This window comes from Anabaena subtropica FACHB-260, assembly GCF_014697105.1.
Taxonomy (GTDB): Bacteria; Cyanobacteriota; Cyanobacteriia; order Cyanobacteriales; family Nostocaceae; genus Trichormus; species Trichormus subtropicus.
Genome location: NZ_JACJRF010000004.1, coordinates 160230 through 182758, shown reverse-complemented (window position 1 = coordinate 182758; position 22529 = coordinate 160230). Strand labels below are relative to the sequence as shown.

Genomic DNA, 22529 nt, shown 5'->3' with positions numbered 1-22529 from the left:
GATAAAAAAATATCCAATTAGGTTGGGTGCGTCAGTGCGAGAAAACCTAGCCATACCAAGAAATTATTCATACTGACGCACCCTACTGACCGTCAATTTGGAATAATTTATTTTTTGGTGTTCCCTTATTTACTCAGCATTCTCTACTCAGCACTCCCCAATCCTCAGTTTATTTCGGAATATTCTATAATTTGGAGAATAATTAATTATCTGGCTCTCTAGGTTTTGCTGCACTGAGCAAAACTGTTTAGCATTTACCAGGATTGACGATATCACTGCTCCCTAAATTCCCACGCCAGTGTTTTCTACCAAGAGTACGTGAGAGCCACTATTCATCAAGGGAATTTCGGGACAAAGTTCATATACATTTTCATGCAGCCGCGCCTGTCAGAACATGATCTGCTGCTTAAATCCAGATTGTCCAAATCCATTAAATGCTGATGGAAAAAAGTCGTGTCAAACTTGTGGTACTACCTTAGTAACGCTTTTAAGAAATCGCTTTCGTGTTATCCGAGTGCTTTCTGATGAAGGAGGATTCGGCAGGACTTATCTATCAGAAGATAAAGATAAATTAAATGAACCCTGTGTTGTTAAGCAACTAGCACCGAAATTTCAAGGTACTTGGTCGCAAAAAAAAGCAGTGGAGTTGTTTGCTGAAGAAGCCAAGCGCTTACAAGAACTCGGAGAGCATCCGCAAATTCCGACTTTGATAGCTTACTTTGAGCAAGATAATTGCCTGTATTTGGTGCAACAGTTTATTAATGGGCAAAATCTCTTAAAAGAGTTGCAGCAGCGTAAGAATTATCGACCAGGGGAAATTCAAGCAATTTTGCTGGATTTACTACCTGTACTTAAGTTTATCCACGATCGCGGTGTGATTCATCGGGATATTAAACCAGAAAATATTATCCGGTGTCGCACTGATGGGCGATTAAATCTCATCGATTTTGGTTCATCTAAACAATTAACTGCCAAGGTACAGAATTTTGGCACATCCATTGGTTCACATGGTTACTCCCCACTAGAACAAATTCGGGATGGTAAGGCTTATGCTGCTAGTGATTTGTTCGCCTTGGGGGCTACTTGTTTTCACCTGGTAACTAGCGTTTCACCCTTCCAATTATGGATGGAACATGGTTATAGCTGGGTGTCTAATTGGCGGCAATATTTACGTAGTCCATTAACGCCTGAATTGGATTTTGTACTGGATAAGCTGTTACAAAAAGACCTCAAGCATCGCTACACATCGGCTGACGAAGTTATCAAAGATATTACGCCTAAACAGCAACTCGCCTTACCAGCCGCAGGTCAAACCTCTGGAAAAATCCCCGTAACTCAGACACCATATTTATCTAAGTTACCCCGAAAATATTCCCTACTGAAAAGCATAGTCTTGGTTAGTGCTTTTATTCTGTTGTTTGGTTTTAGCGAATCTTGGTTCAGCCAGTATCGGCGGATTTACAGCAGTTTATCCTCAAGATTAATTCAACCTAAATCTGGTGAAGTGGTTTTAGTACAGCCGCAAAAGCCAACATTGAGAACTATTTCCTTAGCTCATATTCTCCCAAGTCATGAAAACTCGGTTGTTTCCCTCGCTGTTAGTCCTAATGGTCAAATCATAGCTAGTTGTGGTAGCGATCGCACCATTAAAATTTGGCAGTTAGCTACAGGTGAAGACATCTCCACCCTGAATGGACATTCTCGAAAAGTCAATGCTGTAGCTTTTAGCCCAGATGGTAAAACCCTAGTGAGTGGTAGCGATGATAACACTATCAAAGTCTGGAATCTGAAAACTGGTAAAGCAATTCGCACTATAGAAGGACATAGGGATGCAGTTCATACCCTAGCCATTAGTCCCAATGGAAAAACTTTAGTGAGTGGTAGTGATGATAACACCGTCAAAGTCTGGAATTTAACTACGGGAAGGCTTACAAGTACACTGACAGGGCATACCTTTTGGGTGCGTTCCGTCGCTATTAGTCCAGATGGTGTCAATATTGCCAGTGGTAGTTTTGATAAAACAATTAAGATTTGGAATTTAGAAAATCAATCTTTGACTCACACACTAGCGGGACATGGTGAAACGGTGACATCTATTGCCTTTAGTCCAGATGGTAACACTCTAGCTAGTGCCAGCCGCGATCGCACCATCAAACTTTGGAATGTAGCCGCAGGTACAAGAGTTCGCACATTAAGAGGTAGTACCGAAACAGTAACATCAATTGCCTTTAGCCCAGGTGGTAACACTCTCGCCAGTGCTAGCCGTGACCAAACAATCAAATTGTGGAATTTAGAAACAGGTACAGAAATTCTCACCCTAGAAGGGCATGAAAATACTGTGACATCCTTAGCTTTTACTCCTGACGGCGAAAACTTAATCAGTGGTAGTGAAGATAACACCCTGAAAATTTGGCGTATGGGTAATTAGGTAGAAGCCAGGGGAGCAGGGGGTTCTGGGAAGGGGAGCAGGGAGCAGAGGGAAAGAACCTCCCCTTGTCTCCCCACCCCCTGCCCCTTTTCCTCTTCGTTGGCTGTTGACTAATTTAACTATCAATTGCTCCTCTTACCAAAATCACGGTACTATCGACACCAGAAGCGATAGCCTCTGGAATATTACCTTGAATTACTTGTTCTAATAAGCCTTCACGAGAAGCGCCTAAAACCACAACATCATACCCTTCATTTTTCACAAGCTTAATCACCCCTTCTACTACTGAATCAGCTTGTACTGGGGCAGCAACGACAGTACTAGACAATTGACGGCGACGCATCAATTGACGGATAGCTTGTTCTAATACTGTCATATCTGGTTTGAATTCTAAAGATTTAAACACCCTTGTCAGGCGGATTTGTGGCTCATCTCCCAAAGTAACTAAAGCAGGTAGCAATTTAATCGCTATTCTAGCGTTGGGGCCGCCAGCCATAGGGACTAGCCAGCGATTGAATTGGGGAGTGGGGGTAGAGGGTAGGGACAGAGGGAGAGGAGAACTGTTGACTATAGACTCTTGATTAATACCTAACTTCACCAGCACTACATCACAGGTGGCTTGGCGGATGATTGTGTCTACAACGTTGCCGAAAATCCTCCCAGGTGTCGATGTGTTACCTTTCCAACCCATGAGAATTAAGTCTATGTGTCGTTCGTTGATGGTTTCTAAAATTGCTTGAGCAGAATCGTGAGCGACGCGAATTTGGGTATGTAGAGGGATGCGCCATTTTTTGGCTAATACTTCTGCTTGTCGGAGAAGACGGCGACTTTTGGCAGTTCTGACAGTGGTTTCCGATGGGGAACTGTGGCGGGATACCAACATTACTTGCACACACTCTATTTCATAATGGCGATCGCGGGCAATAGCGGCTGCCATTTTTAATAAAGTAGCTGCGGTTTCGGGGTTGGCTACTGGTACTAGTAATCGACCTCTGCCGATGCTGGGCGATCGCGTTTGATAAACTACATAAGATGGTTCTGGTTGTGGCCCCGGAGTAGGATTTTCGCAGTTGAGACGGTCTGCTTCTGCCCGGATAATGTCTGCACGGGTGATAATCCCGATGAGTTTTTGCCCTTCTACAACTGGTAAGCGACTGATTTGATAGCGATCTAGTAAATATAATACATTACTCAGGCTATGTATAGGTGTTACCGTCATGGGATTGGCGGTCATGATTTCCCTGAGAAGAGGACTATTTTCGAGATGGACATTGATGCTTTTGGTTAAATCTGATTGAGTGAGAATCCCTACTAATTTGTTATCTTCTACTATTGGAAATCCCCGATGATGGGAACTGGCGAAAGCTTGTTTGGCTTCTTCTATAGTCATATCTGCGTCTAGGGTTTCTACCCTTTGCTGCATGACATCTTTAGCAGTGAGTTGGGTTAATATCCCTTCTACCGACACTTGTTTGCTGAGGGTAATGCCATTTAATAGTAATAACTTCTCATACAGGGAGCCAGGTACTACTTTTTCTGCTACTAAGTAAGCTGTCACAGCCACTATCATTAAAGGCAGCACCAAATTAAAATCTGTGGTCATTTCAAAGACAATCACAATTGCGGTGATTGGTACTTTAGAAACAGCACTAAAAAAACCTCCCATTCCCGCCAAAGCATAGGTAACAGGAGAACCATCACCTGTTACAGAATACTCAAAAACCCCTACCAAATGCCCCAAGGCCGAACCCAAGATTAGACTAGGAGCAAATAAACCTCCGGGTGCGCCAGAACCGAATGCTATCAAAGTTAGGATAAACTGAGCAACAAAAGCGATCGCTGCAAAAGTTGGTTTTAAGTTACCAGTAATCACATATTCCCTTAACCCAGCATTATCACGAAAAGAATCTGGCAACAACGAGACGATAATCCCGGAAACTAAACCAGCCAAGGCTACCCGCAAAGGTAAGCTAATGTGCAGATTCCGGTACAGATGAATACTGAAAATCAATCCGCGATTAAATAATGCACCAAGCAACCCTGCTAATACACCCAAAAGCAAAAAGAAGGGAATTTCTGGAAAAGAAAAACGACTAGAGTAAGAAAGTAATTGTATGTCTAAATTTAGACTGCCACCACCCAACAACCGGGAGACTACACCACCAATAAACGAGGCAATAATGGCAGTTCCTAAGGTTAGTCCCGATAAATCTTGCAGTAATTCCTCAATAATAAACAAAACACCAGCAATGGGAGCATTAAACGCCGCCGCCAAACCTGCACCCGCACCCGCAGCAATCATTTGTCGCCGATGGTCAGGAGAGGTGGGAACCAAGCGACTCATTCCCGCCGCTAAACCAGCTCCTACTTGAACTGTCGGCCCTTGTCTTCCTAATGTCAGTCCACAACCTAAAGCAATAATGGCACTCAGTAGCTTAATTACCGCTACTCGCCAAGATAATTTCATCGGTATATTTGCTAAGGTGGCTTTGACTTGGGGGATACCACTCCCTGCCGCCTCTGGTGCTAATCTTTGCACCAAAAAACCAGCCAAATACCCAAAACTTAGACCAATGATTGGTAGGGCTACCCATGCAGGTACAACATGAGAACTATGAACTCGCCATGCCCCTAAAACTCCTGAACTGACTTTGAGAAATACCGCAGATAAGGCAGCTAAAACTCCGATAACACAAGCTTCTGCGATCGCTAAACCCCGTCTAGGCTGTAACCAACTGCGAAGGTACATAGTATTAATTTGTAATTCGTAATACTGCTACGCGGTAGGCTTACACCTGCGTAGCAAAGCAAGCTACATAATTCCTAATTGGAGTACTGGGTAACAAATTTCTCTCTGCCCTCCATCTCCTAATTATTTCTGCCAGTTATCGATAGTCCTTCAACTATTAAAGACGGAGTATAACAAGAACCGTTCCAATCAGCATCACTGCCTAATTCAACTTGCTTGAGGGCGGTATAAACATTGCCTGCGACCATTGTATCTTTGACGCGACCAATTACTTGACCTTTCTGCACTCGATACCCTAATTCGATATTGATAGAAAAGTCACCAGAGATCCCACCACCACCACCTAGCATTTGATCTACAATCAAGCCATCATCCATTTTTTGAATTAGGTTTTTTAGGGATGCAGAACCGGGTTTAATCAAGAAATTAAATAAGCCAGGGGTGGGATAACTGCCTAAACCAGGGCGAAAACCATTACCAGTTGTGCCATTACCTAGTTGTTTTCCGGTGGTGCGATCGCAATAATAATTTTGTAAGACCCCTTTTTCGATAAATACCAAAGATTCAGTCGGAGTACCTTCATCATCAAAAGGGCAACTGTAAGGCCCTGCTTGCGGGTCTTGGTAAAGAGTAAGGCTGGAGGCGATTACCTGTTTATCCAGGCATTCTGCCCAAGGAGAAGCCACTTCTAGTACACGTTTGCCGTTCAATGCTGCTTGTGCCGTACCCCAAAGCATATCCGCCGCTTTGGAAGTAAACAAAACTGGAACTCGACCGTTAGGGGGTGGGACATTTTCTTTAGCCCAAACTAATCTTTGTAAAATTTGATAAGCTAATTTTTCTGGGTCTAAATAATTACGCTGAGTTTGACCATCGGCAACACTTAAAAAATCATCACCACGAACCCATTCGGCGGACATATAGCAGCTGAGTGTCGTATCACTGTAGTAGCAATCTAAACCTTGAGTATTGACAAGCCTAGTAGTTTCAACATCACATTCCCAGTCACTATTACAGAGGACATCTGGATAATTATCGCGGATAAGAGCGATCGCTTCTTTACCCCAATCGACTAAAACTTCTACAGCTACAGCCTCGCCTAAGTCTGGGTAGGATGGCTTAAAGTTACTAACCAATTCCACTGATTCTGGTTGGTTAAGTTCGCTCAAAGCCAGAGCGCGTTCTACCATTGCCCCTGGTTCCACTGAACCATAAGCTACCGTGAGTCCTGGGCGACCCTTGCGCCATAGCCGCAGTGCCGTACCTTCAGATTGGCTGGTTTCTAGCTGCTTGAGTCGGTTAGCCTCGAAAAATATCGGACGAGAAAGCGATCGCGACTGATACACTTCGGCTGCTTCCGCTCCCGATTTAATCGCTAGTTCCAGCAGCTGTTCTGCTAGTGTATCTTGTGACAAATTTTCAGAACCCATGACCCTCGATGAATTGTGGATTTTGGATTTTGAACTGGCAGTAGACGCAGATCATTATCCCAAATCATTGGTGATTATCCGCGTATATTTCAGACGGACGCAGATAATTATCCCAAATCATTGGTATTTCTCAGCATTTAATAAGCATTGGGTACTGGGGATTGGGTATTAGGAAAGTTTTTTCTCCCCTGCTTTCTCCCAGTCCCCACTCCCCATTTAAGGCAAACCTACCTCTTGTAATAGCCAAAATCCAGCAAAAGATTCGGCTTGCGGGTCAGACTGCACGCCGATAAAATGTACACCATTGGCTTTTTGTTTGGCTTCTTCAAAACCTTTAGCTTCTCCTAAGGTGGTGGGATTTTTGATATTCGCTAAAATCCAACTTTCCGTAGCACCAGTTTCTAAAACTAATCTTGTTCCTTGACTGGTATCTACTCTCAAAAATGCCAACTCTAAACCAGACATCCAACCTGCTATGGGTAAGGCTCTGGGAGAGAACATCAAAACGCCAGGAATGCGGGTTTCCGGCGATATCTGTGCTAAATCTAAGGGAAATGCTTCAGTAAAGCCAATTTCCCACTCTGGCATTTCTGCTAATTCCGCAGCCGATAAAGAGACAAATACCCATTTTTGTCCTTCCAACGCATCAGGTAAGCGTTGGGGTAGAGGACTATCCAAACGCACTGAGGGATTTGTCCCTCCTTGATAACCTGGTTCTTGGGGATAAACTTCATCCATGCGCTGCTTGAGCCATTGATTGAGAATCAAAGTGCGACGGCTAGGCAAAGCAGGAATGCCTGCATCCTGGCAAGCTTTAATAATCATGTTATTCATTTGGCGGCGAAAAAAGCGGACTTTGATTGGTGCTTCTCCCGCTTTGCTAATTGCCTCTTGAATCGCCGTTTTTAACCATACTGAATTCACTTCAGTACTAGGACAATATTGTGCATAGCGAAACAAGGAATCTGTCTTTGTGCGAATATCTAAGGGACTTTCACAAATTAAAACTTCCCAAACTTTTTTCTGATTTTCGTCCAAAATAGGACGGGAGTAAAAATCTAATTCCCAAATACTACCCATGTTCTGCCGTATAAATCTGGCGAGTTTATATTGTGCTTATACTCTCACTCTACCAAGATTGGTCATTGGTCAATAGTCAATAGTCAATAGTCATTCGTTCAGTTGCTAATAGTTTTCTTCTCCCCCTGCTCCCTGCTAGGCTACTTGCTCCTATTGCTTCGCTTCACCACTTACTAGTTCTGTGGGTTCATAATAACGGCAACCCTGACAAGGGCCACTGGGATTGACAGCACAACGGAGATAGCCAGAGCGAGCGTTGAATTTGCAACTGATGTCACCAATTAAGTAGCCCACACCTTCTAAATAATAGCGATGGTCTCCGACCGACCGTCGGGCATCGCTCTCTACCGATCTAATATTTTGTTGTAACCTCACCCTATAAACATTTGTGGCTGCTTGTCTGAGGCGTGAGTGTGTCCGTGATTGGGTTTTACGGATGACCCACAAGGAGAACATGGACGGTAAGAAACCAATGGCAATCACTAAAAGTGTTCTTAACACCTTCTCTTAACCTCTTTGTATCGGCTGCGTCCTAGTTGCTTCCATCAGCATAACCGTTACCGCTTAAGGGGTAAACTGTGATGTAATCTACAAAACTTTAAGATTTGTTTATATTTTAAATGGGGATTTATCACAAAGCACCAAATATCATCCCAGTCAGTAAAATAAAACCAATCCAGACATTTTGCCGGAACATTTCACCATAAACAGGATTGGGTAATTCTGGTTGTCTTAAGCGCAAAACCTGCCAAATCCAACCGCTAGTGGCGATTCCTAAAGTAATCCAGAATGCTAGATGTAGATGGATAGAAACACCTAACAAGACTAGGCAAATAACTGTACCTGAAAAGAAAATACCAATAGCTAGAGAAGCGTAATCACCAAAAAATAAGGCACTGGAATTAACACCAATGCGCCGATCATCTGCGCGATCGCTCATGGCATAAACTGTATCAAATCCCAATGTCCAAAGTAATGTTGCACCCCACAGTAACCAAGTCGGTTGGGAAATGTTTTGTGTTACAGCACTCCAGCTAATTAACACCGCAAAACCCCAAGCGATGGAAAGCACCAATTGCGGCACAGGAAACACACGCTTCGCACCCGGATACAGTAAAATTACAGGCACGGCTGCCACAGATAGCCAGAAACTCAAGGGGTTAAGGTAAAATGCCAGAATTGCCGCACATAATAAGGCTACAATACCGACTCCAATACCAACTTTTATAGAAAGAGTCCGAGCTGCTAAAGGGCGATCGCGGGTTCTCTCCACTTCTGGATCAATATCCCTATCCCACAAATCATTGACTACACATCCAGCCGCACTGGTAGCCAGAGTACCCAAGATAATTACCCCCACCAGAGGCACAGGCGGTTTACCAGCAGCTGCTAAAAATACAGCCCAAAGAGCAGGAATCATTAAAATTAACCGTCCTTCTGGTTTATGCCACCGTAAAAGACGGACAATTGTTAGCCAAACTGGTTCCTGTTTAGTTTCTAACATGGGGATTTAATTCGTAGTTCGTAATTAAGGGTGAGGAATTAGCTAAATAATTGAGCTTTTAGCTGCCAATCTTGACTTTACACATCTTCACATCTATAGGATAGCGTTATTTGATATTTGTAAAAACACAATCTTCAGTGGCAACTTTAACTAAACTTAATAAAATAGTCACTAAAATTGTAAGTAGCAGGGTGAATATACTTAAATCAGGTAGTTCTGACTACGATCAACCTGAAAATAAGTGTGTTGCAACGTGTATCAGTGCCAACTACCCCGACACACCATTCATTACTATCCATCCTGAATACAGAGAGAAGACTAGATGCAGAATTTAGTTTCATCTAGCTGGGAGAGCGTCAGCACTCAACCAGTTCAGCAACACCGGATTATTGCTGCCATTGACATGGGAACCAATTCTCTGCACATGGTAGTGGTCAAGATTGACCCCAAACTACCGGCTTTTAGCATTGTTGCTAAAGAAAAGGAAACAGTGCGACTGGGCGATCGCAACATTGTCACTGGGGAGTTAAAACCAGAGATCATGGCAAAAGCGATCGCTGCTTTGAGGCGCTTTCAAGAAGTTGCGAAAACTGCCAATGCGGAAACCTTGATTGCCGTAGCAACTAGCGCGGTGCGGGAAGCACCCAACGGTAAAGAGTTTTTACACCAGATAGAAACAGAATTGGGTTTAAATGTTGACTTGATTTCTGGTCAAGAAGAAGCACGACGCATCTATCTTGGTGTTTTGTCGGGGATGGAATTTCATAACCAACCACACCTGATTATTGATATTGGTGGCGGTTCTACAGAATTAATTTTGGGTGACACTCAAGAACCTCGTACCCTCACTAGCACTAAAGTTGGTGCTGTGCGACTCACCAGCGAGTTAATCACCACAGACCCCATCAGCAATATCGAGTTTCAGTACCTACAAGCTTATGCGCGGGGGATGTTGGAACGTTCCGTAGAAGAAGTCCTAGCTAACCTCAAGTTTGGCGAATCTCCCCGTTTAATTGGCACTTCTGGCACAATTGAAACCATTGCCATGATTCAGGCGCGGGAAAAATCGGGTACAGTCCCCTCTACTCTCAATGGCTACGAATTTAGCCTCAAAGACCTACAAGAGTGGGTAAATCGCCTACGGAAAATGACAAATGCGGAAAGAGCCGCCATACCTGGGATGCCAGAAAAGCGGTCTGAAGTCATACTTCCAGGGGCAGTTATTTTACAAGAAGCGATGACTTTGTTGGGTGTGGAGTCCTTAACAACTTGTAGTCGCGCACTACGGGAAGGCGTGATTGTTGACTGGATGTTAAGCAACGGCTTAATTGAAGACAGATTGCGGTTTCAAAGTTCGATTCGCCAGCGTAGTGTTCTTAAACAAGCCACCAAGTATCAAGTCAACTTAGAGTATAGCGATCGCGTCGCCGCATTTGCCCTGAGTTTATTTGACCAAACCCAAGGCCTACTACACCACTGGGGAAGTAACGAACGGCGATTACTTTGGGCAGCAGCAATCTTACATAATTGCGGTCATCATGTCAGCCATTCATCCCACCACAAACACTCTTACTATCTGATTCGCAATAGTGAATTACTCGGTTATAACGAAACTGAGATCGAAATTATTGCCAATTTAGCCCGTTATCATCGCAAATCACCACCCAAGAAAAAGCACGAAAATTACCGGAACTTGTTGAGTAAAGAACATCGGCAAGTAGTAAGTCAACTGAGCGCCTTATTAAGATTGGCAGTAGCATTAGACAGAAGACAAATTGGGGCGATCGCTCGCATCAAATGTGACTATTATTCACACTTTCAGCAGTTTAATTTACTCATCCATCCATCCCAAATAGATGATGATTGTGCCTTAGAACTCTGGAGTTTGGATGTCAAAAAAGGAGTATTTGAAGCAGAATTTGGCGTAAAATTAGTGACACATTTAGAAAAAGAACTGCTGCCTAATTTCTCATAAATGCAAGGGTAAGCAGGGAAGACAATCTTTGTGTAGGAACGCTGACACAAACCAAGAACTTTTCACCACGCCTACTTTTTTACTTCTTCACAAAAAGACACAATTCGGTAAAATTGGTTAGAGTAATCTCTGCACCAGTAAACAATTAGGCATCACCAAACCCATGCAACTGAACCTCAGTGCATCTAAACTTCCCCTAGCCCCCCTACTGTTAATTGCCCCATTTTTCCTATGGGGAACGGCAATGGTAGCCATGAAAGGAGTCATTCCCCACACCACACCATTCTTTATGGCCGGAGTGCGTTTGCTACCAGCAGGAGTGTTAATTTTAATTGCTGCCGCACTTTCCGGTAGACCCCAGCCCAGTGGTTGGCAAGCCTGGTTATGGATTGCCCTATTTGGGATAGTAGACGGAACCTTATTTCAGGGCTTTTTAGCCGAGGGATTAGTCCGAACCAGTGCGGGATTAGGTTCAGTAATGATTGATTCTCAACCGTTGGCGGTAGCCTTGCTGTCCTTGTGGCTATTTCAAGAACGGATTGGTTTATGGGGATGGTTGGGTTTAGGGTTAGGAGTCACAGGGATTAGTTTAATTGGCTTACCAGATGAGTGGATTTTCGGTTTACTTGGTACAGGTGCAGAGGTGACAATTGGTAACTGGCAAAACTTATTTGCTAGTGGGGAATGGTTAATGTTGTTAGCCGCTTTATCAATGGCAGTGGGAACAGTATTAATCAGGTTTGTCACTCGGTATACTGACCCAGTGACTGCGACAGGGTGGCACATGATCATCGGTGGGTTGCCATTGTGGGGAATTTCATCAGTAACAGAATCCCAACAATGGCAAAATTTAGTAGGCTCTGAGTGGTTGGCATTGGCTTATGCTACGGTTTTTGGCAGTGCGATCGCCTATGGATTGTTTTTCTACTTTGCTTCTAGCGGTAGTCTCACCAGTCTCAGTTCTCTCACCTTCCTTACACCCATATTTGCCCTTCTATTTGGTCATCTCTTACTCTCAGAAGTTCTCAGTAGCTTGCAATGGATGGGAGTATTTCTCACCTTAATTAGCATCTATCTCATCAATCAGCGTGATAACCTGGCAGGCAAAAACCAACAACCCATTATGGAAGAAACATCCATAACACCAAAGCCACTACTTACAGAAGCATCAGCGAAAAAGCTCAATCCCGTCACTATACAAGTGAGAGAATCTGAGCCAGAAACCCTCCCCTAAATGAGAAGGCTAAATCAGGAGAAAAGATAGAATAACCAAACAAAATAAGATATATTACTAGCAACTTAGGTTAAATTTGTGCGTCAAAATAAAAAAGAATACTTAGAAAAACTTAGGTTATCAATAATACGGTAACTTCAATAACACATTTAGGCTCTAAATTTTAATATGAGGCTACACTACTCCTCAATTTTCATACTTACCTGTTTTTCTTGTGTGGGTTTTTATTCAACTCCAGCCACCACAGCTACAACTAAGCTCGCACCGGAAAGATTAGAACTGGCACAAGTCAGTTCTATCAAAACTACTAGGCAAGTTGTTCTTGAACCAGGTAGTCAAGGGCCAGATGTGCAAGAATTACAAACTCAATTGAGTCAGTTAGGATACTACGACGACCTTGTAGATGGAAAATACGGTCAAAGTACAAAAACTGCTGTAGCAAAATTTCAGCAAGCCAAGAGTTTGAGAAGAATAGATGGGGTCGCGGATATAGCTACTAGGCGGATTTTGCAAACGACCTTGACAGATAGCAATAGCAAACTGGCTGTAGCCTCACCCTTGGACTCTGCTGCGGCAACTCCTGCCACTAATAGTAACTCCAACCCAGCCTTTAGAGATTTTCTTTGGTGGTCAATATTGGGTTTGGGAACTTTAGGAACTATTGGCGTAACCTTGTTTTTGTTGCGACGCTTTGACCCAAACAAACAACAAAAACAGCCAAAAACTTCACCACAAAAAGCTTTAAGTGCTAATCAACAAGACCCAATCAGACCAGTTTTACAAGAGTTAGCACACACATCCAACTACCAAGAAAATACTGCTCACGCTAGCGTTTCCCAAACAGCGAAAGCATCAGCCCCAGCAACATTACTCCCCATAGAAACAACATCCCGTCTTGCTAAACTCAATATTGTTGATGAGTTGCTTCAAGATTTACGTAGTAACGACCCGACGAAACGGCATAAGGCTATTTGGGATTTAGGACAGCAAGGCGATTCACGGGCAATTCAGCCACTGGTAAATCTTTTGATTGATGCAGATTCACAACAACGCAATTTAATTCTGGCTGCTTTATCAGAAATTAACGTTCGTTCACTCAAACCAATCAACAAAGCTTTTGCTGTCTCCATGCAGGATGAAAGCCCACAAGTACGTCAAAATGCTATTCGTGATTTGACTCGCGTTTATGACATGATGTCTCAAATGAGTCAGATGTTAGCCCATGCTCTAGATGACCCTGACGCAGAAGTACAAGCAACAGCGAGATATGCTCTAACTCAGATGAATAGGATGCGGAATGTGGATAAACAGAGCCTAGTAGAAAATCGTCAAGAAGATTCTCAATAAATTTTACTCATTTTAGGCGTTGCATGATTTGTAGCATACGTATTGTTTTAATAAGCTATTCAGCAACGCCAAATTTTATAACTTTTTCATCTGGATTTGAATAATAGTGTTGGGGCCTGCTAACACAAAAGCCGCATCACCAAACTTAGGGGCGCTGGTGCGAACGTCTGGGTTGCGGGAAAATCCAAAAGGTTCAACAGGCATACCTAAACTATTTCGGTTGAGAGTGCCATCACCATTAAGGTCTTGAATTACAGCAACAGCGTAACTACCAGCTTTTAAGTCGTCAAAAGTCATTTTTAAGGGTATTTCGCTAATCTGAGTACACTGCCTTTTTAATACTCGCTGGCGGTCATTTGGGAAGCCTTGACTACTAGCAAATATGCTAACGCAGACTTGCCCTTCATTATTGTTTAATCCATCAATTTCCACAGTCAGCTTGCCATTGAAATTAGCTCTAGCGCTTAATGACCAAGCTAAATTTCCCAAAGCTGCCAGTAGTATGATGCTAACTGTCCATTTTTGGCTCATAAAATGTACTTTGATTGGCTCATGCAGACTTATCCTGGCATGATTCAGTCGATATAGGCAAGTAAAGATGGCTACGCCTTCCGTGAGGGATACATAAATCAAATCGGATTGCTGGCTACATTAAATCTTAAATTGGACGGGAATTTTAATAATAAACTCAGCCCCTTGTCCCAGGGTAGATACACAATCCATCTGTCCACCGTGTTTTTCGACAATAATCTGATAACAAATAGATAACCCTAATCCAGTACCTTTACCTACAGGTTTAGTAGTAAAGAATGGGTCAAATAATCGCTTTTTTACCTCATGAGAAATTCCGGGGCCATTATCAGCAATACGAATAACTACTTTTTGATCATCTGTAAGTTCAGTGCGAATGCGAATTTGTGCTTGAGTTACCATTTCAGAATTTTTGCCTACGGACTGTTGACTGTTGACTATTGACTCTTCTAAAGCATCAATAGCATTTACCAGAAGATTCATTAATACTTGATTGAGTAACCCAGCATAGCAATCAACTAGAGGTAGGGTTCCATATTCTTTGATAATGCTAATGCTGTGATGAGTTTTTTGGTTCTTGAGCCGATTTTGTAAAATTAGCAGAGTACTATCAATACCTTGATGAATATCAACAGGTTTTCTGTCAGCCTCATCCAAGCGAGAGAAATTGCGTAAAGAGCGAACAATTTGCTCAATGCGATCGCAACCACTCCGCATAGAATTTAGCAAGTCAGGTAAATCGGTAGTAATGAAATCAAGTTCACTTTCAGCGATCGCCGTTTGAATTTCTGCTACAGGATGAGGATAATGATTTTGATATAAATTAATTAGGTTTAGTAATTGGTGAGTGTAATCGATAGCATGGACAAGATTACCAGCAATAAAGTTGATGGGATTGTTGACTTCATGCGCTATACCTGCGACCATTTGACCTAAAGCCGCCATTTTCTCATTTTGCAATAGTTGAGTATAGTTATTTTGCAGGTCACGGAATCCTGTCTTGGCTATGCGCGATTGTTTTTCTACTTGCTGGAGTCTTGTCAAGGTGAGAGCATGAATCTGGGAGTTAGCTAAAAGTAACTGATGGAAATCAACTATTCCATACTTTCCTGATTCACTTTTTATTACAATTGGTTCATAGACCAATTGGGGCGATCGCTGCAATGCTGCTTGAGTCGCTTCTGTGACCAGCATATTTGCAGGAAAGATAAAAACCTCTGGTTGGAGAAAATTATAAAGGCTTTCGACAGGTCGCATCGAAAATAGCCCAAAACTATAAGGGCGACTCATTATCTCAAAAAATCTCTGCCGTGAAATCATCCCCACAAAATATTGGTTATCAGTTAAGATAATTCCAGGCAATAAAGACTCATGTTCAAAAAGGCTCATCAATTTATTACCCGGAACATGGATCTCAACTCCAACCCCCCAAACAGGTAATTGTTGTAACGTAGAATCTAATTGCAGGCTCCAATCATTAGTATTTTCCACGTCGGAAGTAGCGAGCATCATCTTATTCCTTTGCCCTTCAGGTATTTTTGCTGCTTTCCACTCCGAACGATGACAGTTCAGAACATTACTAGAAAAGCAGTATCGCCATACCTAGTCTTCCCAAAGTAGAGTTACAAATATTCACAATAGTTAATATCCAGCCCACACTTCACTAAATCTTTACAAGCTGGATTCCCATAACCCAAACACAGAGAGCGATTCCCAATCCAAAATCTAAAATGGTGCAAGGGGTTGGGGGTGTAGGGTTTTGCTCGCTTATACTCTTATATCCCCATACCCCTACACCCCCAATACGGTTCGGTTAACAGAGTTATCTGTTGAGGCGAGCAGGGGGTGCAGGGGGAGAATAGAAGCAGGGGAAGAGAAATTGCTTAATAATAAATCTCTTCCCTCCCCTGCTTCCCCTGCACCCCCTGCTTATCCGAACCGTATTGCCCCCTATTCAAACCCTTGTCAGATCACTGCGTAAGTCCTAGATTAACCTACTTACGACGGCGGAAGAGCAATCCGAAAAGAGGGACAATACCTAGTGCAAACATTGTACCGGGTTCAGGAACTGAAGTAGAGCTAGGAAATAAGGTAGAGCGCACTGCAACAGCCGTGTCCGGGTTATCAGTAAATAAACCGTCAATACCTGTCTGATAAAATAGCCGATATTCTTCTTGGGGATTTCCTTGTAAATTCGCTGGTAAGAACACATTTTCGTCACGGAAAGTCCAAGCATGAACAATTAAGCCAGCTTCATGAGCATCCTTAACCAAGGTGGTAGGAGATAGCAAATTACCCTGACTATCTCTAGGGATAATTAAGTTTTTATTCGCACCTATTCCATTTGCATAGGTAGCAATTTCTGCCAAACCTAAGGGTGTAGCTAAATCCCTATAAGTTGTAGGAACTCCACTGACGGTAAAATCATAAGGTTGTCCACCAGCACTGAGAAGTTGTACTAAAGGGACATTGGTTAATTGTCTGAGGTCTTTTAAGTTGCTAACTTCAAATGATTGAATAAAAACAGGAGCATCTTGATCAACATATCCATTTGCATTCAAAACATCTACTAATATTTCTTCCATTGATAAACCGATGGAATCGAAATAAGTCGGATGCTTAGTTTCTGGATAGATACCAATAGTACGACCCAGTAAAGAGCTTTGTTCCTTTGCTAAATCAATGATTTCTTGCAAAGTCGGAATTTCAAACAATCCATTATATTGAGTATTCTGGGGACGGATAGCGGGGATTCTCTCTATAGCGCGGAGAGTTTTCAATTCAGCTAGGGTAAAATCCTCTGTAAACCAGCCTGTAATGGAACGTCCATCAATGACTTTAGTAGTTAAGCGGTCTGCAAACTCTGGACGCTCATAAACATCTGTACTAGTATCTGTAAGATTCAGCGTACCATTAGAGTTAAAAATGGCTAAAGCGTTTTCATGACGCGCCACTAAAACACCATCTTTAGTAGCGACTAAATCTGGTTCAATATAGTCAGCACCCATTTGAATTGCTAATTCATAAGCTGCTAAAGTATGTTCTGGACGATAACCGCTAGCGCCCCGGTGTCCAATAACAATAGGAGGTTGACCCGTTAACGTTGCTGCTAGGACTTTTTCTGTTGGCATAACTGTTAGTGTAGCCATTCCTAACAACAATGCTCCAAAGAAATGTCGCATAATTTCTCCTCACAAGTATTTGGTTACAAAAAATTGCTGAAATTAACTCAAGTGCTTCTGTTAAAAAACTGCTGTCTGGGCTGGAAAGTTGAGCCACTTAAAGTTGTTTCTGTAAAAACACTTAAATTAAGGTACAAACCAAACATTAAACTCTGGTTAAATACTGATTATAGCTGTTTTAAGTTTTCCTATGTTTCTATGTGAAATTGCATATACAGTAGAATTCAGGAGTCAGGAGTAGAAATTTCTATATCACGCCTGATTTCAAAACACGTATTGTTTCGTAGGCGTTTCCAGACTCCTTACTCATTATGGTTGTGGAGTCATTGATGAGATAACCGGAGTTTCAAAACTCAATTTACATTAAACGTATATCTGCTTTTGAGTCTAAAGCGCTCCCTGGGGTAGACTCAAGATCTGAGGCGTGATTTCATTTAATAGTGATAGAAAAAATAAAACTAGATTGCTAGTGCAAAAAATAGATAAATAACAAGACAAGCGATCGCTGCTATTATGTGGAATAAACCTAGAGTCACAATACTAGCAATAGTATGATTACTGGTATATTTCGATGCTGCTTTTTTAAAAATTTACCAATATTGATAAATTAATAGAATAATATATTTTACTTAGTAATAGAGGGTAATATTGTCCAATCAAAATTTACCATTAAAATGAAAATGACTACACAAATTTATTAATAAATTAGTAACAATATTTACTGTACTCAAGTAGTCTCACTGCGGGATAGTAAACATTAGTTCATACTAGGAGAAGACAGTGAACCTATTAAATGAGGCTCAAGAACAACAACTTCAGGAAATCAGTAAACATTTACGACAAGTAAGACAAGAGAAAGATATACGTATAGAAGAAGTAGCTGCTAAAACAAACATTAGACTATATTTCTTAGAATCTTTAGATGCAGGCAAATTTGCAGAACTACCTGAGCCTGTTTATATTCAAGGATTTATCCGTCGTTATGCAGATGTTTTGGGTTTAGATGGTCAGACTTTGGCTAAAACTTTTACTGTTAATGTTGAGCCTTTAACCCACGAATTTCAGGCAAATAACACTGAACATATAAAAAAAAGACCCAACATTCGCATTCCTCTTTTTGTTCCTTACATTTTATTACTGGGAGTTGCAGCGATCGCACTTATTTATGTACTCAATCCCAAGCTAATAACTGAATCTCTCGTAAATAAACAAGACTCAGTAGCTACTAACCCAAGACAATCAAACCCTTCACCTATTACAGTTGTACCTCCAACAGAAAAACCAGATTCAATAGTTACCGAATCACAAGACTTAACATCATCACCTGTGGTTCCATCACCTACAACCGCAGCTTTGACAGATATACCTACAGCAACCCCATCACCTACACCTAGCGCTGAAAATAATGATAATTCATCTGTTGCAGTTACTTTAGAACTTCAAGGTAATTCATGGTTACAAGTAAAAGCCGATGGTAAAACAGAGTTTGTCGGTGAATTAACCAAGGGGGAACGAAGAACTTGGACAGCAAAACAAGAATTAACTGTACGTTCTGGTAATGCAGGTGCTGTACTAATTTCTGTGAACGAGAAACCTGCACAACTCTTGGGTAATAGTGGTGATGTTAAAGAGGTAACATATACTCCAGAAGTTATTAGTCAATAGTCAATGGTCATTAGTCATTAGCCAACGGTCAAGAGTTAAAAATGAAGGTTTTAAATTATGGAATGTGGACTATGAACTATTTGACCATTGACAACTAAGATATTTTTGGCTGATTGAGATGCCAACTAGTAGACTGTTCGTAGGCATAGGCTACTTGCAATAGTTGGTCTTCTCTTAGTACTTTGCCAATTAGTTGCAACCCAATTGGTAATCCCTGTTCATCAAAACCACAGGGAACACTTATACCCGGTAGACCAGCTAAATTGACAGGAATAGTCATCAGGTCATTCAAATACATACTTATGGGGTCAGCAGTTTTTTCCCCTGCTTTGAATGCTGTGGTGGGTGCTGTCGGAGAAACTAACACATCAACGTTTTTAAACGCATTGTCAAAGTCTTGCTTAATCAAAGTACGCACTTTTTGGGCTTTGATATAGTAAGCATCGTAATAGCCAGCAGAAAGAGCGTAAGTACCAATCATGATTCGGCGCTTGACTTCTGCACCAAAACCACTGGCGCGGGTACGCATATACATAGACAGTAGATTGTCTCCTTCCGGCGCACGCCAGCCATATTTTACGCCATCGTAGCGGGCTAGATTGGCTGATGCTTCTGATGGAGCGATTATGTAGTAGCTCGGTACGCCATAACGGAAATTAGGACAGGAAATTACATGAATTTCAGCACCTAAACCCTGTAACTGTTCAATTGCTTTGGTAACGGCTTGTTCAACAACAGAGTCTAAACCTTCACCAAAAGTTTCTTTGATAACACCAATTCTCAGTTTACCTCTAGCTTTTAGGTCTGGTTTTAAGCTTGCTATGTAGTCAGGGATTTCTACTTTTAGACTAGTGGAATCTTGAGGATCGTAACCTGCGATCGCCTTTAATAATATCGCTGTATCTTCTACTGAGCGTCCAAAAGGGCCAATTTGATCCAAAGATGAAGCGTAAGCAACCAAACCATAACGTGAAACCAGCCCGTAGGTAGGTTTGAGTCCCACTACACCACAAAAAGAAGCTGGTTGACGAATTGAACCACCAGTATCAGAACCAAGAGCCACAACGCATTCTTCCGCCGCTACAGCCGCAGCTGAACCCCCAGAGGAACCACCAGGAACTCTCGATAAATCCCAAGGATTGGCTGTGACTTGATAAGCAGAACTTTCAGTAGAACTACCCATAGCAAACTCATCTAGATTGGTTTTGCCAACTACCACAGCCCCTGCATCTAGTAGTTTTTGTGTCACGCTTGATTCATAGGGAGGCACAAAATTTTCTAGCATCCGAGAAGCGCAGGTGGTGGGGATTCCTTTGGTACACATATTGTCCTTCACACCGATGGGAATCCCCGCCAGCAGCCCAATTTCCTCGCCTGCGGCTATTTTGGCATCCACAGCACGCGCCTGCTCTAACGCCTTCTGTGCCGTTATATGTAAGAAGCTATGCAATTTCGGCTCTAGGGCTTGAATACGGTCTAAAGCTTCTTGGGTAATTTCAACGGCAGAACGTTCTTTTTTTACCAGATGTTCGTGCAACTCGCGGATGGATGCCATGATTGCTCTCATAGTGACTCAAGTCATTGATTTTAGTACATATTGCGTGGCATTGGTCATGGGTAAATAGTCATTAGTTCAGTTGCTAATAGTTTTCTTCTCCCCCTGCTCCCTGCTACGCCACTTGCTTCTTCTCTCTGCGCCCTTTCTCCTTATTTATGAATAAATATATACAACAAGCGCTTTAAAAACAGCAACCAGATGTTTAGTAACTGCCTTTTTAGGAATTATTTAAGTTTTGGCAAAATTTAGCTAAAAATAGCTAAATAATTAGCTAATAATTTTAGCTATTCTTGTTTAAGGCTAAAGCAGTGTTAAATTGTCGAAAATTATATACTATAGAGTTTAAGAAAAGTTAAAAATTGATTAAATATAGGAATTATTCTCATAACCATAGAATTATTTTGAGGTAGAAATAGATGATAAAAATAGTAAGTCGTAAATATGTAAGTTTAGAAAATGTTTATGACATTGGGGTTGAGCGTGACCATAATTTTGTTGTCAAAAATGGTTTAATAGCATCTAATTGTTTCAATAAATCCCATTCAACAGCTTATGGATATGTCACTTATCAAACTGCATATCTTAAGGCTAATTATCCATTAGAATACATGGCGGCGTTGCTGACAGCTAACAGCAATGATACGGATAAGGTGCAGAAATATATTTCCACCTGTCTGAGTATGAATATTCAGATAGAACCGCCAGATATTAATCGCTCTGGCGTAGACTTTACACCAGCCGCAGAGAAAATATTGTTTGGATTTTCAGCTGTGAGAAACGTGGGACAGAATGCGATCACTTCAATTTTAGCAGCGAGAGACGAAACAGGAGAGTTTAAATCGTTAGCTGATTTTTGCGATCGCGTGGATCTGCGTGCTGTTAACCGCCGCACACTAGAATCACTAATTTACTGTGGAGCTTTTGACAAAATTGAAGCGAATCGTCACCAATTAATCCAAGATTTAGAATTAGTCTATGATTGGGCGCAATCCCGTGCTAGAGACCGCGCTAGTGGTCAAGGAAACCTGTTTGATTTGTTGGGTGGATATTCTACTAATACCAAAACAGCTAATAATGCCTTTGAAACTGCGCCTAAGGCTAAACCTGTACTGGATTATCCCCCACAAGAAAAATTACGATTGGAAAAAGAATTATTAGGTTTTTATGTCTCAGACCATCCCTTAAAATCTTTAAGGCAAGTAGCACCACTCTTAACCCCAATCAATCTTTCGCAATTGGGAGAACAACGAGAAGATACGAGATTGTGTGTAATTGTCATGCTGAATGGTGTGAAAAAAGTCATGACCAAGAAAGGCGATGCAATGGCAATTCTGCAACTTGAAGATTTAACATCTCAATCAGAAGCTGTCGTTTTTCCTAAAACCTATGAGCGCATCAGTTTTTTACTTCAAGTTGATGCAAGATTAATTATTTGGGGTAAAGTAGACCGACGTGACGAACAAACTCAATTAATCGTAGAAGATGCAGAACCAGTAGAAACAGTACAAATGGTGATGGTAGAACTTCAGCCTCAACAAGCAGCCAATATTGAAGAACTACATCGTTTGAAAACAATTTTACAAGAACAATGTGGAGATAAAGAAAAAGCAAAAATGCCAGTGATTGGAATTGTGCAATCTGAAAATTCTCGTCGTTTAGTGCGTTTAGGTTGGCAATTTTGCGTCCAAGATGCTCGGATTACCGTTCAAGCATTGCAAAATGCTAGATTTCCAGCACAACTCAAGCCTCTTATTGGTGGTTCATGAGGAGATGAGGGAGTAGGGGAATAGGAAGCTAAACTCTTAGTCAGAACTGAGAACTCAGTATTACTGAGAGAAACCCAGAT

The 22529-nt window shown here is 41.9% G+C and carries 15 protein-coding genes; 6 read left to right on the top strand and 9 right to left on the bottom strand.

Going from position 1 to position 22529, the window contains the following annotated elements; all coding sequences use genetic code 11:
- Positions 1-394 precede the first annotated feature (394 nt).
- Complete coding sequence (locus tag H6G18_RS03965) at positions 395-2428, top strand: serine/threonine-protein kinase (RefSeq protein ID WP_190405783.1); 2034 nt, start codon at positions 395-397, stop codon at positions 2426-2428.
- A gap of 115 nt (positions 2429-2543) precedes the next feature.
- Here H6G18_RS03965 and H6G18_RS03960 read toward each other — a convergent pair whose 3' ends face one another.
- The 5 genes from H6G18_RS03960 to H6G18_RS03940 all read right to left on the bottom strand — a co-directional run bounded on the left by H6G18_RS03960 (position 2544) and on the right by H6G18_RS03940 (position 9191).
- A complete protein-coding gene (locus H6G18_RS03960) occupies positions 2544-5177 on the bottom strand; it encodes a chloride channel protein (RefSeq protein WP_190405782.1) in 2634 nt (877 codons plus the stop codon).
- Positions 5178-5296: 119 nt separating this feature from the next.
- Positions 5297-6607 (bottom strand): TldD/PmbA family protein, encoded by a 1311-nt coding sequence (locus tag H6G18_RS03955; RefSeq protein ID WP_190405781.1) that lies wholly within the window; start codon positions 6605-6607, stop codon positions 5297-5299.
- A 216-nt stretch (positions 6608-6823) separates the two neighbouring features.
- Positions 6824-7687, bottom strand: coding sequence for a Tab2/Atab2 family RNA-binding protein (locus tag H6G18_RS03950; RefSeq protein ID WP_190405780.1), 864 nt, complete (start codon positions 7685-7687; stop codon positions 6824-6826).
- Positions 7688-7837: 150 nt separating this feature from the next.
- Positions 7838-8188, bottom strand: coding sequence for a DUF6464 family protein (locus tag H6G18_RS03945; protein ID WP_190405779.1), 351 nt, complete (start codon positions 8186-8188; stop codon positions 7838-7840).
- Positions 8189-8318: 130 nt separating this feature from the next.
- Entirely contained in the window at positions 8319-9191 is an 873-nt protein-coding gene (locus H6G18_RS03940) for a 4-hydroxybenzoate solanesyltransferase (RefSeq protein ID WP_190405778.1), read from the bottom strand.
- 322 nt (positions 9192-9513) lie between these two features.
- Between H6G18_RS03940 and H6G18_RS03935 the strand changes: the two genes are divergently transcribed.
- The 3 genes from H6G18_RS03935 (at position 9514) to H6G18_RS03925 (ending at position 13747) form a co-directional block, all read left to right on the top strand.
- Positions 9514-11166 carry a Ppx/GppA phosphatase family protein gene (locus H6G18_RS03935; protein ID WP_190405777.1) on the top strand — a complete coding sequence of 551 codons (1653 nt, stop codon included), beginning with the start codon at positions 9514-9516 and terminating at the stop codon, positions 11164-11166.
- Between the two features lie 163 nt (positions 11167-11329).
- On the top strand, positions 11330-12400 hold the full coding sequence (locus H6G18_RS03930; protein WP_190405776.1) for a DMT family transporter: 1071 nt from the start codon (positions 11330-11332) through the stop codon (positions 12398-12400).
- Positions 12401-12568: 168 nt separating this feature from the next.
- Positions 12569-13747, top strand: a complete 1179-nt coding sequence (locus H6G18_RS03925) for a peptidoglycan-binding protein (RefSeq protein WP_190405775.1) — start codon at positions 12569-12571, stop codon at positions 13745-13747.
- Between the two features lie 75 nt (positions 13748-13822).
- Here H6G18_RS03925 and H6G18_RS03920 read toward each other — a convergent pair whose 3' ends face one another.
- From H6G18_RS03920 to H6G18_RS03910, 3 genes are all read right to left on the bottom strand, one after another.
- The gene (locus tag H6G18_RS03920) at positions 13823-14278 is read right to left on the bottom strand and encodes a DUF2141 domain-containing protein (protein WP_190405774.1); all 456 of its coding nucleotides are present in this window, start codon (positions 14276-14278) and stop codon (positions 13823-13825) included.
- 120 nt (positions 14279-14398) lie between these two features.
- Positions 14399-15787 carry a sensor histidine kinase gene (locus H6G18_RS03915; protein WP_190405824.1) on the bottom strand — a complete coding sequence of 463 codons (1389 nt, stop codon included), beginning with the start codon at positions 15785-15787 and terminating at the stop codon, positions 14399-14401.
- A gap of 485 nt (positions 15788-16272) precedes the next feature.
- The gene (locus H6G18_RS03910) at positions 16273-17460 is read right to left on the bottom strand and encodes a glycerophosphodiester phosphodiesterase family protein (protein ID WP_190405773.1); all 1188 of its coding nucleotides are present in this window, start codon (positions 17458-17460) and stop codon (positions 16273-16275) included.
- Between the two features lie 780 nt (positions 17461-18240).
- Between H6G18_RS03910 and H6G18_RS03905 the strand changes: the two genes are divergently transcribed.
- Positions 18241-19125, top strand: a complete 885-nt coding sequence (locus H6G18_RS03905) for a RodZ domain-containing protein (RefSeq protein WP_190405772.1) — start codon at positions 18241-18243, stop codon at positions 19123-19125.
- A 94-nt stretch (positions 19126-19219) separates the two neighbouring features.
- Here the strand turns inward: H6G18_RS03905 and gatA are convergent, their stop codons facing one another.
- The gene (gene gatA / locus H6G18_RS03900; RefSeq protein WP_190405771.1) at positions 19220-20680 is read right to left on the bottom strand and encodes an Asp-tRNA(Asn)/Glu-tRNA(Gln) amidotransferase subunit GatA; all 1461 of its coding nucleotides are present in this window, start codon (positions 20678-20680) and stop codon (positions 19220-19222) included.
- 419 nt (positions 20681-21099) lie between these two features.
- Here gatA and H6G18_RS03895 point away from each other — a divergent pair, with 419 nt between their 5' ends.
- Complete coding sequence (locus H6G18_RS03895) at positions 21100-22449, top strand: helix-hairpin-helix domain-containing protein (protein ID WP_190405770.1); 1350 nt, start codon at positions 21100-21102, stop codon at positions 22447-22449.
- The last annotated feature ends 80 nt before the right edge of the window (positions 22450-22529 follow it).